This is a genomic window from Flavobacterium sp. FG139 (assembly GCF_057809695.1).
In genome coordinates, this window is sequence record NZ_JBMDKL010000018.1 from 32,660 (window position 1) to 49,592 (window position 16,933).

The 16,933-nt window shown below is 33.0% G+C and carries 20 protein-coding genes; 13 read left to right on the forward strand and 7 right to left on the reverse strand.

What is annotated here, in order from left to right; all coding sequences use genetic code 11:
- Window positions 1-34 precede the first annotated feature (34 nt).
- Entirely contained in the window at window positions 35-979 is a 945-nt protein-coding gene (locus ACODSI_RS13660) for a TerC/Alx family metal homeostasis membrane protein (RefSeq protein ID WP_488917417.1), read from the forward strand.
- 61 nt (window positions 980-1,040) lie between these two features.
- On the opposite strand, the gene ACODSI_RS13665 is transcribed toward ACODSI_RS13660, so the two are convergent.
- A complete protein-coding gene (locus ACODSI_RS13665; RefSeq protein WP_488917418.1) occupies window positions 1,041-1,559 on the reverse strand; it encodes a hypothetical protein in 519 nt (172 codons plus the stop codon).
- 91 nt (window positions 1,560-1,650) lie between these two features.
- Between ACODSI_RS13665 and ACODSI_RS13670 the strand changes: the two genes are divergently transcribed.
- From ACODSI_RS13670 to ACODSI_RS13680, 3 genes are read left to right on the forward strand one after another with little or no spacing between them, the layout of a single operon-like run.
- Window positions 1,651-2,214 carry a DUF1543 domain-containing protein gene (locus tag ACODSI_RS13670; RefSeq protein WP_488917419.1) on the forward strand — a complete coding sequence of 188 codons (564 nt, stop codon included), beginning with the start codon at window positions 1,651-1,653 and terminating at the stop codon, window positions 2,212-2,214.
- 2 nt (window positions 2,215-2,216) lie between these two features.
- Entirely contained in the window at window positions 2,217-2,357 is a 141-nt protein-coding gene (locus ACODSI_RS13675; RefSeq protein WP_488917420.1) for a hypothetical protein, read from the forward strand.
- A 6-nt stretch (window positions 2,358-2,363) separates the two neighbouring features.
- A complete protein-coding gene (locus ACODSI_RS13680; protein ID WP_488917421.1) occupies window positions 2,364-2,735 on the forward strand; it encodes a YchJ family protein in 372 nt (123 codons plus the stop codon).
- Between the two features lie 45 nt (window positions 2,736-2,780).
- Here the strand turns inward: ACODSI_RS13680 and ACODSI_RS13685 are convergent, their stop codons facing one another.
- From ACODSI_RS13685 to ACODSI_RS13700, 4 genes are all read right to left on the reverse strand, one after another.
- A complete protein-coding gene (locus ACODSI_RS13685) occupies window positions 2,781-3,473 on the reverse strand; it encodes a DUF4919 domain-containing protein (protein WP_488917422.1) in 693 nt (230 codons plus the stop codon).
- 80 nt (window positions 3,474-3,553) lie between these two features.
- Window positions 3,554-4,033, reverse strand: coding sequence for a GyrI-like domain-containing protein (locus ACODSI_RS13690; RefSeq protein ID WP_488917423.1), 480 nt, complete (start codon window positions 4,031-4,033; stop codon window positions 3,554-3,556).
- A gap of 5 nt (window positions 4,034-4,038) precedes the next feature.
- Entirely contained in the window at window positions 4,039-4,584 is a 546-nt protein-coding gene (locus tag ACODSI_RS13695) for a hypothetical protein (RefSeq protein ID WP_488917424.1), read from the reverse strand.
- A 170-nt stretch (window positions 4,585-4,754) separates the two neighbouring features.
- Window positions 4,755-8,183, reverse strand: coding sequence for a methylmalonyl-CoA mutase family protein (locus ACODSI_RS13700; protein WP_488917425.1), 3,429 nt, complete (start codon window positions 8,181-8,183; stop codon window positions 4,755-4,757).
- A gap of 165 nt (window positions 8,184-8,348) precedes the next feature.
- Here ACODSI_RS13700 and ACODSI_RS13705 point away from each other — a divergent pair, with 165 nt between their 5' ends.
- Window positions 8,349-9,110 carry a DUF4197 domain-containing protein gene (locus ACODSI_RS13705; RefSeq protein ID WP_488917426.1) on the forward strand — a complete coding sequence of 254 codons (762 nt, stop codon included), beginning with the start codon at window positions 8,349-8,351 and terminating at the stop codon, window positions 9,108-9,110.
- A 166-nt stretch (window positions 9,111-9,276) separates the two neighbouring features.
- Here ACODSI_RS13705 and ACODSI_RS13710 read toward each other — a convergent pair whose 3' ends face one another.
- Both ACODSI_RS13710 and pyrF read right to left on the reverse strand, forming a co-directional pair.
- Complete coding sequence (locus tag ACODSI_RS13710) at window positions 9,277-9,777, reverse strand: hypothetical protein (RefSeq protein ID WP_488917427.1); 501 nt, start codon at window positions 9,775-9,777, stop codon at window positions 9,277-9,279.
- Complete coding sequence (gene pyrF, locus ACODSI_RS13715) at window positions 9,778-10,596, reverse strand: orotidine-5'-phosphate decarboxylase (protein WP_488917428.1); 819 nt, start codon at window positions 10,594-10,596, stop codon at window positions 9,778-9,780. It lies immediately after the preceding gene.
- A 140-nt stretch (window positions 10,597-10,736) separates the two neighbouring features.
- On the opposite strand from pyrF, the gene ACODSI_RS13720 reads away from it, so the two are divergent.
- The 8 genes from ACODSI_RS13720 (at window position 10,737) to ACODSI_RS13755 (ending at window position 16,866) form a co-directional block, all read left to right on the forward strand.
- Window positions 10,737-11,921: an AI-2E family transporter gene (locus tag ACODSI_RS13720; RefSeq protein ID WP_488917429.1), complete on the forward strand. Its 1,185-nt coding sequence runs from the start codon at window positions 10,737-10,739 to the stop codon at window positions 11,919-11,921.
- A gap of 92 nt (window positions 11,922-12,013) precedes the next feature.
- The gene (locus ACODSI_RS13725; RefSeq protein ID WP_488917430.1) at window positions 12,014-12,658 is read left to right on the forward strand and encodes a porin family protein; all 645 of its coding nucleotides are present in this window, start codon (window positions 12,014-12,016) and stop codon (window positions 12,656-12,658) included.
- A gap of 146 nt (window positions 12,659-12,804) precedes the next feature.
- Window positions 12,805-13,254 (forward strand): hypothetical protein, encoded by a 450-nt coding sequence (locus ACODSI_RS13730; protein ID WP_488917431.1) that lies wholly within the window; start codon window positions 12,805-12,807, stop codon window positions 13,252-13,254.
- A gap of 102 nt (window positions 13,255-13,356) precedes the next feature.
- Entirely contained in the window at window positions 13,357-13,914 is a 558-nt protein-coding gene (locus tag ACODSI_RS13735) for a helix-turn-helix domain-containing protein (protein ID WP_488917432.1), read from the forward strand.
- A gap of 5 nt (window positions 13,915-13,919) precedes the next feature.
- Entirely contained in the window at window positions 13,920-14,366 is a 447-nt protein-coding gene (locus ACODSI_RS13740) for a response regulator (RefSeq protein WP_488917433.1), read from the forward strand.
- A gap of 10 nt (window positions 14,367-14,376) precedes the next feature.
- Complete coding sequence (locus ACODSI_RS13745; protein ID WP_488917434.1) at window positions 14,377-16,164, forward strand: sensor histidine kinase; 1,788 nt, start codon at window positions 14,377-14,379, stop codon at window positions 16,162-16,164.
- A 264-nt stretch (window positions 16,165-16,428) separates the two neighbouring features.
- Window positions 16,429-16,581 carry a lmo0937 family membrane protein gene (locus ACODSI_RS13750; protein ID WP_488917435.1) on the forward strand — a complete coding sequence of 51 codons (153 nt, stop codon included), beginning with the start codon at window positions 16,429-16,431 and terminating at the stop codon, window positions 16,579-16,581.
- Window positions 16,582-16,602: 21 nt separating this feature from the next.
- Window positions 16,603-16,866 carry a YtxH domain-containing protein gene (locus ACODSI_RS13755; protein WP_488917436.1) on the forward strand — a complete coding sequence of 88 codons (264 nt, stop codon included), beginning with the start codon at window positions 16,603-16,605 and terminating at the stop codon, window positions 16,864-16,866.
- The last annotated feature ends 67 nt before the right edge of the window (window positions 16,867-16,933 follow it).

A 16,933-nucleotide genomic window follows, 5' to 3' on the forward strand; every position in this document is an offset into this window, starting at 1 on the left:
TTAATAAAGATTATCTTTGTAAAAATCTCATATTATGATTGTCTGGATTCTTTTTATTGCAGCGGTATTGTTATTCTTAGCCTTAGATTTAGGTATTTTTAATAAAACACCTCACATTATAAGTTCAAAAGAAGCTGGGATGTGGACTGGCATATGGATAACTTTATCCTTTGCATTTTCGGGTGTAATCTATTGGCTATACAATTCCAATTATGTTGCTAATCCGGATCGCCTCAAGCCAGCGGTCGCTTCCATGAAATTTATTACGGGCTATTTAATTGAATTGTCGTTGAGTGCCGACAATATTTTTGTTATTGCCATCATCTTTGCTTCGTTTAAAATTGCTCAAAAATACCAACATCGAATTTTATTTTGGGGAATCATTGGTGCCATTATATTTAGAGGATTGATGATTTTCTTTGGGGTGATTTTGATTCATAAAATCGATTGGATTACTTATGTTTTCGGAGGTTTCTTAGTCTTTACAGCTATCAAAATGCTATTCAAAAAAGAAGAAGATGAATTCAATCCCAAAGAATCATTTGCTTATAAAATCGTTGGAAAAATTATACCTATTTCGCACCACCACGACAAAGCCCATTTTTTTATTAAAGAAAACAATCGCAATTATGCAACACCACTTTTTGTGACCTTAATTGTAATTGAAATTATGGATATGATTTTTGCCATGGATAGCGTGCCTGCTATTTTAGCCATTACTGCGGATCCTTTCTTAGTATTCAGTTCTAATATTTTTGCTATTCTCGGACTGCGATCAATGTATTTCTTCTTAGCTAATATGCTTGAAAAATTCAGTTATTTAGAATACAGTCTTATCGCCATATTGACATTTGTAGGTATCAAAATGCTGCTTATTCACTATTACAAATTCCCAGAATGGATTTCATTAACTTTTATAGGTGTTGCTTTACTAGTTGGAATTGTAGTGTCTTTAAAAATGGCCAAAAAGGAACCATAAAAAAAGGTTGCACAACCGTACAACCCTTTAACCAAACAAACAAACTATAGACTAACCCAATCTATTGAATTTTAACTATTTTAGAACTGTCAATTTTGTAGGCTTTTGCTACAGCATTGTAATCCTTTAAATCAACTGAATTTACATTTTTATTTCCAAAATATCCCGGAATAACTACTATTCTCAACACTTGATTAGTTCGATAGGCTGGAGATACATTTGCCAAATCAAAGCCTTCCATGTAGATACTTGCATCAAATTTGGTAAAATCAAAATCATATCTAAAATCCAGTGTGCCATCGTTGAAATAATAGGTTTCTGGCAATGATTTCCATACATCTGCACCATTGGCTACTCCTGATAATCGGTATACCAAAACCATATCCGATGAATATATTGACTGTGGAAACGTTATCAAAGTGCTAAAATTATTAGATGTAGTGAATGAACGTGTAAATTCATAAGTTGTAGCAAGAAAATCATAATTATTAGTTATTGGCTGAGTTGGCGTATCATTTACAGTACAACTTTGTAGCGATATCATCCCGATAAACGCAAACAATAAAGTAATTTTTCTCATGGTATTTTTATTTTTAGTGATTAATGATACCAAGCTATAACCAATAGCTGTGCCAAAGTTTATTTTTAACAAAAAATTGTACCTTTGATACATGGAAAAAGAATTTAAACTGTACATGATTATGTTAGGTTGCCGCCCAAAAGGCAGGTATACCGAGCAGCACGATATTTTTTTTGGGATTGGAAGCTCTTTGAAAGAATTAATTCCTCATATGAAAGCATTTTGGCCCGAAGCAAAAGGACAAATTCATATTGATGCTTGGCGCGAAGTAACTACTGTAGATCATTTTAAAATTGATGTTGTGGCTAAAGGAAATGCTATTCAATCTAATTCAAAACTCTTTTTCATTAATCTTGGCGGCTATAAAGAAAATGAATTTGAAGAGTACCATTATAAAGTTTTAGCGGTTGGCGATTCGTTATCAGAAGCCACCCAAAAAGCAAAAGCTACCACATTTTACAAACATTGTGGTTTTAAAGGTGCTACATCGCACATTGACGATAAATTTGGAATAGATGTTGATGATGTTTTTACGGTAAAAGAAATCTTACCTCCAGTTTTTACAGAACAATTTGAATTACAAATTACACCAACCGAAAACACAACCGAAGATACCTTATACATCGGATATTTAAAAATTGACAAAATTGCATAAGTATGGGAAGAAATAATCCGAAGAACATTAAAGCACATAATGATAAACTTCACAAAGAGCAAGATAAAGTCAAGGCTAAAAAAGTAGCTCGTGAAGAAAAACTCAAAGAAATTGTACGGAAGTTTAATGAAAATAAAACATGAAACGTTATGACTATTTGCTATTGTGGAAATCACTTACCGTTTGAAGATTGTTGCCAACCTTATCATAAAGGAATAAAAACTGCACCAACAGCTGAGGCATTAATGCGCTCTCGATACAGCGCTTATGCGATTGGTGATGCGAATTATTTGATTCAAACGACGCACTTATCAACACGTAAAAACCATAAAAAATCTGATATTTTAGAATGGTCAAAAAGCAATAAATGGCATCTTTTAGAAATTTTAGAAGCCACAGAAACAACCGTTACTTTTAAAGCACATTACACCGACAACCGAAGACAAGAACGAGTTCATATAGAAAAATCAACTTTTGTTTTTGAAGACGGCAATTGGTTCTATGTTGATGGTGAATATTAAACATAAAAAAACCTCTAAATTCGATGCTTCTAGAGGTTTCTTTTATTATTTGTCGCTTATAATTTCCATTTCTTTTTTCTGCATTTGAGCAATGTCGAAATAAATTCCTTCTATTTTATACTTCCCTTTTTCAAATTTCAAGTAATCGCAATGGTCTATTAATGATTGTGAAACCGATTGTAATTCAAAAACATTTAAGAATACATATTCGTGGCCAACCGTTAAAACATGAAATCCGGTTTCGCATGATTTTCCATCACCCGAAGATAAAATGGCTTCGAAAATCCCTTGAAATTTAGCAGAAGTTTTTTTAGCCATAACCTCATCACCACTCAAGTGATAGATGTACGCTAAAAAATTCATTTGTCGTAAATCAAATGGATCTTTACTTATAGAATGTGTTGCAAGTCTTATTATTTCTGGGTAATCTTTAGCTTCAATTGTTTCACTTCTATAATATTTAGAAAGTGCTTCTTCATCTGGTGAAACACTATATGGACTATATTCTGGTTGGAAAAAATACCCAAAATACAGATAACGATATTCTTCATTCGTCAAAGTAGTGTCAGAATCTTGAAGTCTTTGCAGTTGCTTTTTGTAATTAAATTTAGAATCCTTTTTCAGGATTTCATTTTTGATTGCTTGATAATCTGGCGCTTTAAACGCAACCTCTTGCGAAAATGATCTGACAAAAAAACTAAATAAAAAAAATACAACTAAAAAAAATTTTTGGTTCATAAAATAGATGTTTAAAATAGTAAATTTAAGGAAGTTAAATAAAATAACAATGCCAAAAACCATTAATTGAATCTACTTATTTATAATTTCAATGTTACAGGGATCCAAATCTCTTCTTCTGAGTTTGGATCGTTGGTTTTATATTTGGCTCCGAGTATCTCAAATTGAGGACGAAAGTCTAATACATATCCTGAATCAGGAAGCCATTTGGTATAAATAGCGTTAAAGAAAGAAGCGGCATTGCTTTGATCGCCTTTGTAATTAAAAACGGCATACAAACCTTCTGGAATTTCTAACATATCCATTTCTTTAGGAACAAAATCAAAAGTAGTTACAGCAATAGCTGCCCACTTTACAAAAGGTGTATTGGGTTGAAAATCAAAATTTTTTGGATTGATTTGAATGTTGTACAAATCAGTACCGATTGCATTTTTAATTTCATTTCTTCGCGGCATAAAACTGCTCCACAATTCAAATGCACGATAATCGGCATAAGTAAACGTCAAACATTTACCCATAAATTTAGTCGTTGGAAAAGTTGTAATAGTAGGTTGCAACATAAAAATTACATTTCAGGTGTGATGTAAGAAACCAAAGTATCATTTTGAGTTGCCCCAATATACCCAAGCCCTTTAAGATAATAAAACTCGTAGGTAACCGTTTTAAATTTGGCTTCAATAACGAGTAATTTATCATACGCACAATACGGTGTTTTTAATTTTCCTTCATACGAAAGAATGGTATACACTGCAGTTTTATCTGATCTTCTCCACGAATATCCTTCTTCAAATTGCAAACCATACCTAGTGGTTTCTTGATCCAATCCCTCTTCATATTCTAACACTTTAGAGTCGGCTTCACGCAGATACATCAAATCTACACTACCATCTTTCCAAGTTTGTTTATACTCCAAATACGTTTTTCCATTGCGTTCTTTTGTGCCCAATTGTTCTTCAAAATAATAGGTGTCGTACCAAAATATTTTTTTCTTTTTAATATCTAATGGGAAATAACTCCCATCCTCAATTCCTTTACAAAAATTCTGCCCTTCTTTTTGGCTGAATGAAAGTCCCGAAATAAACAAGAAAAAGATAAAAATTGATTTGTTCATGTATTGATTTTTTTAATTAATATTATATGCCACCATCACTTCGAATCGATATCTATTGGTATTGTAGGATTCTTGCAAATTATATTTTTACAGAATTACACAAATCTAAATAATTTAAAACAAAAAACCTTCCATTTCTGAAAGGTCTTTTATCTTTATCCTATTTAAAACTACATATTCCGTCTATACTGACCACCAACTTCAAACAACGCACTGGTAATTTGACCTAACGAACACACTTTGGTAGCGTCCATTAATTTTTCAAAAATATTTTGGTTATTAATGGCTGCTTCTTGCAAAATAGCAATGTGTTCTGCTACTTTTTCGGCACTGGCTTTTTGTAAATTAGTCAACATATCAATTTGATATTGCTTTTCTTCTTCAGTAGCACGAATCACTTCGGCAGGAATCACCGTTGGAGAACCTTTAGAACTTAAGAACGTATTCACACCAATAATTGGAAATTCACCTGTGTGTTTCAACGTTTCGTAATACAACGATTCCTCTTGTATTTTAGATCGTTGGTACATCGTTTCCATAGCACCCAAAACACCACCACGTTCTGTGATTCGATCGAATTCTTGTAATACTGCTTCTTCCACTAAATCGGTTAATTCTTCAATGATAAACGATCCTTGAATTGGATTTTCATTTTTCGCCAAACCTAATTCTTTATTGATAATCAATTGAATAGCCATAGCACGACGCACTGATTCCTCAGTTGGTGTCGTAATCGCTTCGTCATAGGCATTAGTATGTAACGAATTACAGTTATCATAAATAGCATACAAGGCTTGTAACGTAGTACGAATATCATTAAAATCAATTTCTTGTGCGTGTAACGAACGACCTGAAGTTTGAATATGGTATTTCAACATTTGCGCTCTTTCGTTGGCACCGTATTTGTTTTTTAAGGCTTTCGCCCAAATTTTACGCGCCACACGGCCAATTACGGCATATTCAGGATCAATTCCGTTGGAGAAAAAGAACGATAAATTCGGGCCGAAATCGTTGATGTTCATGCCGCGACTTAAATAGTATTCTACGTAAGTGAACCCATTTGCCAACGTAAACGCCAATTGTGTAATTGGATTGGCTCCAGCTTCGGCAATATGATAGCCCGAAATAGAAACCGAATAGAAATTACGAACATTTTCTTTGATGAAATATTCTTGTACATCACCCATCAATCGTAAGGCAAATTCGGTAGAGAAAATACACGTATTTTGAGCTTGATCTTCTTTTAAAATATCCGCTTGAACCGTTCCACGAACTTGCGCTAGCGTTTTTACTTTGATATCGTTATACACTTCTAAAGGCAACACTTGATCTCCAGTAACGCCCAAAAGCATCAAACCTAAACCATTATTCCCTTCGGGTAAATCGCCTTGGTATTTTGGTCGGATGGTTCCTTTTTTCTTATAGATTTCGTTGATTTTTTCTTCAACTTCTACTTGAAGATTATGTTCAACGATGTATTTTTCACAATTTTGATCGATAGCGGCATTCATGAAAAAGCCTAGTAACATTGGTGCAGGACCATTAATGGTCATTGAAACCGAGGTTAACGGATGACTCAAATCGAAGCCAGAATACAATTTTTTAGCATCGTCTAAACAACAAATAGACACACCAGCATTTCCGATTTTTCCATAAATATCGGGACGAACATGTGGATCATTTCCGTATAACGTTACCGAATCAAAAGCCGTTGAAAGACGCTTGGCTGGTAATCCCGCAGAAACATAATGGAACCGTTTATTCGTTCGTTCTGGACCACCTTCACCCGCAAACATTCGACTTGGGTCTTCACCTTCACGTTTGAAAGGATACAATCCTGATGCGAATGGGAATTCTCCAGGAACATTTTCTTGTAAATTCCATTTTAGAATATCACCCCAAGCTTGGTACTTTGGTAACGAAATTTTCGGAATTTGTGAATGTGACAAACTTTCGGTATGCGTTGCTATTTTAATTTCCTTATCACGAACCTTAAAGCTGTAAAACGGATTTTTGTACTTAGCCACTTTTTCATCCCAAGTTAGAATTACTTCCCAATTGTATGGGTCTAAATTCATTTTTACGCGGTCGAATTCTTTTACCAAAAGATTCAAGAATTCGTTTCTATTTTCATCTTTTGATTGTAAAATCGTTTCTTCAATTCCGGCTTTGGTCAATTTGGGTTTACTACCAAAAACGGTTTCAATGGTTTTATAAATTCCGTATAATTTTTGTGCTACCTCTACTTGAGTCAGCGCCGTTTCGTCGTATTTTCTGTTATTTTCAGCAATTTCCGATAAATAACGGGTTCTGTGCGGTGGAATTACGAAAATTTTCTCGCTCATTTCACGAGTAATTTGGAAGGTCGATTTTAAATCGGCTCCTGTTTTTTCTACAATTTTATCCATAATAGATTTGTAGAGCGTGTTCATTCCAGGATCATTGAACTGCGATGCGATAGTACCGAAAATCGGCATCGTTTCTACATCGGCATCCCACAAATTATGATTGCGTTGGTACTGTTTCTTGACATCGCGAATGGCATCTAAAGCACCACGTTTGTCAAATTTATTTAAGGCCACTAAATCGGCAAAATCCAACATATCGATTTTTTCCAATTGGGTAGCTGCACCAAATTCAGGTGTCATTACGTATAAAGAAACATCAGAGTGATCCATAATTTCGGTATCACTTTGACCTATTCCCGAAGTTTCAAGAATGATGATATCATACTTTGCCGCTTTCAACACTTCAATAGCTTCGTTTACATATTTTGACAAGGCCAAATTGGATTGACGTGTTGCCAACGAACGCATGTACACTCTAGGATTATTGATGGCATTCATACGAATACGATCGCCCAAAAGTGCTCCACCTGTTTTACGTTTGGATGGATCCACAGAAATTAATCCGATGGTTTTTTTAGGAAAATCGATTAAGAAACGGCGTACTAATTCATCAACTAACGATGATTTTCCGGCACCACCAGTTCCTGTAATTCCTAAAACAGGTATTTTATTAGTTTCATTTTTCTTATGAATAGCATCAAAAGCTGGCTTTGCAATTTCAGGAAAATTCTCCGCAGCTGAAATTAATCTCGCAATTGCCACTGGATTTTTATCCTCAATATGAGTTAATTCATCATTCAATTTATCCCCTATTGGATAATCCGAACGTTGTACCAAATCGTTAATCATGCCTTGCAATCCCATGGCACGGCCATCGTCTGGTGAATAAATTCGTTCAATTCCATATTCATGCAATTCTGAAATTTCAGATGGAAGAATAACTCCACCTCCACCACCAAATATCTTGATATGACCTGCCCCTTTTTCCTTAAGCAAGTCGTACATGTATTTGAAATATTCATTGTGACCACCTTGATACGACGTCATGGCAATAGCATTGGCATCTTCTTGAATGGCAGTATTTACAACTTCTTCTACACTTCTATCGTGGCCAAGATGTATGACTTCAACACCAGTTGCCTGAATAATTCTTCGCATGATATTGATGGCAGCATCGTGTCCGTCAAAAAGTGAAGCAGCAGTAACAATTCTTACTTTATTTTTAGGAATATAAGGAGTTTGTGGTTCCATTTGTAATTTTTAATCAATTTTAGGAGTGCAATTTACGAATTTAATAATTTTTACGCGTTTTAATTTCGGTAAATATTTAACAATTGTGCTTGAGTTTTAATTTAAAATTACCATTTTTTGAAAACTGAGGCATTATATTTGCTTACCCATTAAAAAACATACCTTATGAAAAAATTATTCTTACTCCTATTAGCCATACCAATAGTAGGTTCGGCGCAATTGAAAACGGTTACTAAAAAAGTAAAAACCAAAGCCACAGCCGTAAAAACTAAAGTAGTTACAACAACTACAAATCCGACAACTTCATCGGTTACGAATACGATTGACATCGCATCAGGTTTGAAAGAAGCGTTAAATAATGGCGTTACGAAAGAAGTTTCAAAGTTAACTGCTGTTGATGGTTTTTTTAAAAATGAAGCCGTAAAAATTTTGATGCCTGAAGAGTTACAAAAAGTAGAAAGTACTTTGCGAAAAATGGGAATGGGAAATTTAGCCGATCAAGGTATTTTGGCTATGAACAGAGCTGCCGAAGACGCTGTTAAAGAGGCAACACCCATTTTTGTTTCAGCCATAAAAAACATGACTATTACGGATGCCAAATCCATTTTATTGGGAAATGAAAATGCGGCAACCTTATATCTACAAGGAAGCACCAATAAAGAATTGTACGCCAAATTCAGTCCAGTAGTACAACAATCGATTAGTAAAGTTGGTGCCGATACCATTTGGAACACCATTATAAGCAAATACAATCAAATTCCGTTTGTAAATAAAGTGAATCCCGATATTACGGATTACATCACAAACAAAGCCATGGATGGTGTTTTCAAAATGATTGCTGTAGAGGAAAAAAATATCAGAACCGATTTAAAATCAAGAACTTCTCCATTGTTGCAAAGTGTTTTTGGGCTGCTTGATAAAAAGTAAATTTGAATTATAAAATTTTAATAATCAATAACATAAGCATAACATTATTTTAACGCAATGACTTCTATTAATGTTAGATATTTGCATTGTAATAAATAAGTGTTTATTATTTTGTTTGGTTTAGTTAGTTAAAGAATTGCCAGTGTTTCTGAAAACATTGGCATTTTTATTTTTTATCTAAAAAAGTGGAAATAAACTTGTAATTGCTGATAAACAAATACCCCAGGATCAGATTGACAAAACTCTTAAACAGACCCATATAATTAGACATTTCGAAATTAAGCTCTTGATGAGATGCCTTATTTCTGAATGTTTTTATAAGTATTTCTAATAATTGTGGGATGTTATCCACCATCAAAAAAACTCCAATTAATAATATTGCAAACTTGAAAATACTCTCATTATTTAAGTTGCCTAACTCTATTCGTTCTTCATCAAAACCGTTATCTAATTTGAGCAGGTTAATGATTGCATCAGTTTTAAAAAGTAAAAACACAAAAACTCCAATTGTAATTATAATAGAACCCATAATTATGAGTAATACCACCCCATCAAATTGAAAAAATAGATTTGAAAAGGTATTCGGAATGAATGTAAAAACCGTTATGAGCAGCGAATACAATCCAAAAAGTTTGATTATAATTCTAAATAAATCTCGTTTAGTCATTTATTTTGCTTTTAAAATTTCTTGCATTTCAACTTGCATTTTCAACGCTTCTTCTCGCGCTTTTTCGGCAAAATCAATTCCATTAGACGCGTAGATTATGCCACGAGATGAATTAATTAACAACCCAATAGTATCACTCATACCATACTTACAAACTTCTTGTAAGCTACCGCCTTGAGCTCCTACTCCGGGAACCAAAAGAAAACTGTTGGGAATTATTTTTCGAATTTCAGCAAAATATTCTGCTTTAGTTGCACCAACCACATACATCAAATTTTCAGCGTTTTTCCAAGATTTAGAGGTTTCAATAACCACTTTATAAAGTTCTTTTCCCTCAACATTCTTGGTTTGAAAATCGAATGCACCTTCATTGGAAGTCAATGCCAACATAATCGCGTGTTTGTTTTCAAAAGCTAAAAAGGGTTCAACGGAATCTTTTCCCATATAGGGCGCTACGGTAACCGAATCAAAATTCAAATCTTGGAAAAAAGCCTTGGCATACATGGCAGACGTATTGCCAATATCGCCACGTTTGGCGTCGGCAATCGTAAAAATTTCTGGATATTTTTCGTTGATGTAACGAATCGTTTTTTCAAGTGATTGCCATCCTTTTATTCCATAAGCCTCATAAAAAGCCGTATTGGGTTTGTAGGAAACACACAAATCGTGAGTGGCATCTATTATGGCTTTGTTGAATTCGAATATTGGATCTTCTAGGGCTAGTAGGTGTTGCGGAATTTTGGTCAAGTCGACATCTAAACCTACACAAAGAAAAGATTGTTTGAGTTGAATTTGCTCAATGAGTTGCGTTGTAGTCATTTCATTATAGTTGTTTGACAAATATACAAACATCATTACTATTGAATATACAAATCCTGTAAATTATAGCTATAATTGTGTAATACCGTTAAAACAATCTCATGTTATTTTTGTAAAAACCATATTAACCCTAGACTATTATGAAGCATCAACTTCCTTTTTCGGCCAAACTAAGCTTTATTTTAATTGCTCTGATAGCGCTGTCCTTCGTGATTTACATTGGTCAAGACATTATCGTTCCTGTAGTATTAGCCATTTTTTTTGCTATAGTACTTCAACCCATAGTTGATTTTTTAAAAAGAACGATTGGAATTCCAAAAATAATTGGAGCACTGATTGCCGTAATTCTTTTTGTGGCACTTTTTATTGGAATTTTCGCTTACATCTCCATTCAAGTGAGCACAATGTTAAATGATTTTGACAAAATCCAGGACAATCTTAACCTACAACTTCTTCATATTCAACATTATATTAGAGACCATTTTGATATCAGTTCTCACCAACAAGAAACATTTATCAATCAAGCGGCACAAGATTCTATCGAAAAAGGGAAAGAATTAATTGGAGTAACAATCAGTTCGTTTTCAGGTACCGTTTTAAATGTGTTTTTAGTTCCGATTTATACTTTCTTAGTTCTAATTTACAACAGACACTTTAAAGTATTTTTAAAAAAACTGATACAAAAAGAGCATCACAACATACTATCAGATATTATAATTCAAATAAAATCTACAGTTAGAAATTATATTTTTGGATTAATTTTAGAACTCATTTTTGTTTCTGTTTTAACCGCTATTGGCCTATATATTATAGGTATTAAATATGCGATTGTATTAGGATTGATAACCGGAATTTTAAATCTTATCCCGTATATCGGAATTTTATTTGCTGGATTATTAACCGTTATAGCTTCCTTAACAGGTTCATCAGAAATAACGATCATTATCGGAATTATTGCGGTCAATGTTGTGGTTCAATTAATTGACAATAATGTTCTTGTGCCGATGATTGTAAGTTCCAAAGTTCAAATTAATGCTATTGCCACCATCATTGGAATATTAATTGGCGGTGCCTTAGCTGGAATTTCCGGAATGTTTATAGCCATTCCATTTATGGCCATACTAAAAGTAGTTTTTGACAGAATTGAAAGTTTAGAACCATGGGGTTATTTACTTGGAGACGATTTACCTAAGACGCAACAATGGAAGTACCTGAAAGTTCCAAGCTATGAATATGACAACTTTACGGATACTTCTACAGTAGAGAATGAAATGAATTTTGTTATCACTAAATCAAGTGAGTCTTCAAATGAGACTTCAAATTAATTCAAAATCATGTAAGAAAATTGAATTTTAATGTAACAGTGATTGCTATTTCCCATCGCATTTTTGTACTATAACTTATAAAAACAATCATTATGAAAAAGCAAGTAAGAAAATTAGTTTTGGTTTTGACATTTGTAACTACGGCATTTGGATTTGCACAAGAGACTGTTGTAACCGACAACAGAGGTGAATTAAAACTTGGAGTAAAAGCAGGTGTGAATTTTTCAAATGTATATGATGAACAAGGACAAGATTTTGTCGCCAGTGGAAAAACAGGATTTGCTGCAGGTGGATTTTTAGCCATCCCTTTTGGGAAACTTTTGGGATTTCAACCCGAGGTAATGTATTCCCAAAAAGGATTTAAAGCTACAGGAAGTTTCTTAGGGGCAGGTTATAATTACACTAGAACCACCTCCTTTTTAGACATTCCATTGTTGTTGCAAGTAAAACCAATTCCAATGTTGACCTTTGTAGCTGGACCGCAATTCTCCTATTTATTAGAGACCAAAAATAGTTTTAATGGATCTACCACTAGTACACAAGAAGATGGTATCAACAGCGATAACTATAAAAAGAATATTTATGGCTTTGTTGTTGGAGCCGACGTAAATATTGATCATTTAGTTTTGTCGGGAAGAGCTGGTTGGGACATCAATCAATCGGATGTTGATGGCAACACAACCTCACCGAGATATAAAAATCAAGTCATCCAATTAACATTAGGTTTTACGTTCTAAATAAATCGCATTTATTTAAAAGGCCATTGATACTCGTATTGATGGCCTTTTTTTATAAAATTGTAAAACATATTTAAAAAATTATGTAATGAGCATAACTGACCAATAAAGTAATTTTGACTTATATGAATTCTAAAACAAAGATTATGAAAAAGATAGTTTTAATTGCCAGCTTATTGTTTTTAACAACAATCGGAACACAAGCACAAGTTTCTGTTAACATTAACTTTGGAACTCCTCCTGTGTGGGCGCCAGAAGATCACGTAGAAGTTCAATACTATTATTTACCCGAAATTGATGTCTATTATGATGTTCCTCAAAGACAATTCATTTATATCTCCAATAGACGATGGATTCGATCTGGTTACTTACCAAATAGATGTAAGAATTATAATTTAAGAGGAGGTAATATCGTATATTTAACCGATTATAGAGGAAATTCACCTTATGCCTTTCACGGCAAACACCGAATGAGATATTACCGTCCAGAAGTGAGACCTAACGAAGTTTATGTTGTTGATCGTCATGATGATGACCACGATCGCGGAGAACACAGAGGACACGGAAGAAAAGAAAAATCACACGGTAGACGATAAATTTTAAATAGATGATTTATAATAAAACCCTTCAAATAATGTTATTTGAAGGGTTTTTAAAATAGTTTAACTAACTTTACCCTTATGAAAATTCATTAGCCTATGAAACTCAATTTAAAATTTGACTTAAATACTATAGCAAAAATTCACTTAAATCATCTTCTAAAAGAAAGTAACCTAAACTACAAAAGTATTGGATTTGGTGAAATTGAAATCTTAGAAGCACTTTCGGAAGAAAAAATAGTGGAATTGAGTGCGAAGTTACTTGAAAATGGCATTGAAATAGTTGAAAACCAAAAAAGTGTTTTTGTACAAAAAATAAAAGATGCAATTATTGAAATGGTCCAAAACCCAGACGATATAACGGTAAAAAGTTCGGTCTATTTGTCTGAAAAATTGAATTATAATTACAGTTATATTTCCAATATATTTTCAGAAGTTACCTATACCTCTATCGAAAATTTCATCATACTTCAAAAAATAGAATTGGCCAAACAATTAATTATTGCCAACGAATTGACCTTAACCGAAATAGCCTACAACCTCAATTATTCTAGCGTAGCGCATTTGAGTACACAATTTAAAAATACCACAGGCATAACGCCTTCTGCCTTTCAAAGAATAGTATCCAAACGAAAAGAATTAGCAAGTAAAAAATAAAAATTATGGCAAAAGAATATATGAACATTATCTTGGCTGACGATGATGAAGACGACAGACTGTTTTTTACCGATGCTTTTGACGAATTGAAAATCAATACTAAAGTAAGCACCTACAATGATGGTGTTGAACTCATGGATTATCTTAATGCTGAAGAAGCAATACTACCCGACATTCTGTTTCTTGACTTAAACATGCCCAGGAAATCGGGTAAAGAATGTTTGATTGAAATTCGTGACAACGAAAAATTTCAAAATATTGCTGTTGCCATTTATTCTACCTCTTCATCCGAAGAAGACATTGAAGAAACATTTGTGCAAGGTGCTAATATTTACATCAAAAAACCCAGCGATTTTACACTGTTAAAAAAAGTGCTATCCGATGTAATAACGATAAATTGGCAATACCACACCTCTGGATTGAATAAAGATAATTTTCTTTTAAGAATGTAATTTTAGTTATATGAAAATCAATTCATTATATAAATCTCCTGTTTTTTTAAAGATTGTTTTCATTCTTTCAATTTTTATTATATTTTTTATATCTGCCATCACTTTTAAGCACTTAACGTCTATTCGAAAGACTTCTTATTATGTAGAAAAGAGCTATCATGTTTCTCTTGAATTAGAACGTTTAATTTCTTATCTAAAAGATGCAGAAACCGGACAAAGAGGTTTTTTACTCTCTAAAGACTCGTCGTTTTTACTACCTTATAATAAGTCTAGAATTAAGATTGAAAAATCGTTTAATCGTTTGTCATCCTTAACAAAGGACAACCCCGAACAACAAAAAAACATCGACAAACTTAAATTTTTAATTAACAAAAGAAAAAACTACCTCTCTAAAAATTTATATTTAGTTAGAAATAAAAACTTTAACAATGCTGAATTCATCAACAACCTAGAAATAGGAAAAATAACTATGGACAGTATTCGTGGGCATATCAACACAATGGATACTATTGAAGACCGTCTTTTTAAAGAGCGAACCGACGATTATAACTACACCATGAAGTTTACGCCAATAATCATTTACATTACGTTATTAATTACGTTGTTTTTGATTGTGCTCTCTTTTGTTAAAATCAACAAAGATTTAATTCGTTTAAAATCATCTAACGCCAAGTTAGTCATTGCCGATGAAGCCAGTAAAATGGCAGAAATTGTAGGTAATTTTGGGAGTTGGCAATACGATATTGAAAAAAAGGAATACCAATTTTCGGATAATGAATACCGTTTATTTGGCTGTGAACCCAACTCGTTTGAAGCTAATTTGGAAAATTTCTTGAAATATGTTCACCCTGAAGACCATAATTATGTTGTTGAAAATATAACAAAAATGGAAGAAACCGAAGATTTACCTTCATTCAACTATAGAATAATTAGAGCCGATGGTGAAATCAAATATTTAAGTGGCATTGCGCGATCACTAACCGACCGATTGGGTAATAAAATCTTGATTGGAGTTACTAATGACATCACACAAGAATATGCTGCAACTCGATTAATTGAAGAACGCAATAGAGAATTAGAAGCCAACAACAAGGAACTTTCTGCATTTAACTATGTTGCCAGCCACGATTTACAAGAACCATTGCGAAAAATTCAGACCTTTATCTCTAGAATTGAAGAAAAAGAAGCTGAAAAATTTAGTGATTCGGGTAAAGAATACATGTCGCGCATACAAAATGCCGCTGATCGAATGCGACTTTTGATTGACGACTTGTTACAATTTTCAAGAACCAATAAAACCGAAAAAGTTTTTGAAAAAGCCAATTTAAATACGTTGCTAGAAAACTCTAAACAGGAACTCTCTCAAACTATTGAAGACAAAAAAGCAATTATCAAAAATGAAGAGCTACCTACCTCCAATGTAATTCCATTTCAAATACAACAATTGTTTACTAATTTATTGAACAATTCACTCAAATACAGTAAAAAAGAGGTTAGCCCAAACATTACTATTGAACATGAAATAGTGAGTGCTGCTACAGAAGAACAAATTCCCGGAAAAATCAAAGACAAATTTCATAAAATTTCCTTCAAAGATAACGGCATTGGTTTTGAGCAAGAATATGCCGATAAAATATTTGTCCTTTTTGGTAGACTCCATAACAAAAACGAGTATTCTGGTACCGGAATTGGATTGGCAATTTGTAAAAAAATTGTTGAAAACCACAAAGGTTATATTTTTGCAGAAGGCAAACCTGGTATTGGAGCTGTCTTTAAAGTTTACCTCCCAATAGGATGAATCAATTACTAAAAGTCTCTCTAACAAGAGGCTTTTTTTATACCCAAAAGTAAAAGTTATATAACATTAAATAAAAATAATGTAAAGCATTTAGAGTCCCTATTTAAGAACTTTGTTCTATACAAAAAAGTAAAATTTTTAAAACCTAAACTTTATTGAAATTAAAATTATATAACAAAGTCAAATCAAGATATAACACCATTCGTCTGTTCTATTAAGACCTTTGCCATATTATTTAGATAGAAATAATTAAAATTAAATATTATGCAAAACTTACTATATAAAATAGCTGTAATATTAGTAATCCTTTGGGCATTTGGATTCTTCTTTTACAATACAGGATCGTTAATACACATCTTGTTGGTAATAGCTTTAATTGCCATTCTTTTAAGAGTAATCAAGGCAAAAGACATATAAACACTGTAAAATTTAGAAATTATGAAAACAAATAATGTAGTACTAGGAGTAATAAGTGGTTTAGCTGTTGGAACTGTTCTTGGGGTTTTATTTGCACCCGATAAAGGCAGTGCCACAAGAAAAAAAATCATCACTAAAACCAATGGTTTGAAGGAAAATGCAAAAGAAAGTTTTGAAAAACTGATTGATTCTATAGAAAATCAATATGAAAAATTGGCTTCGAAAAAAACTGAAATCTCTACAGTTGAGTTAATAAATCCTGAGCTCAACACAAATAAAGGATAAATAAAATGCTATGAAAAAGATTATTTTTTGAAAGCCATAATTCAAAAAATAAAAGTCAAAATTATTG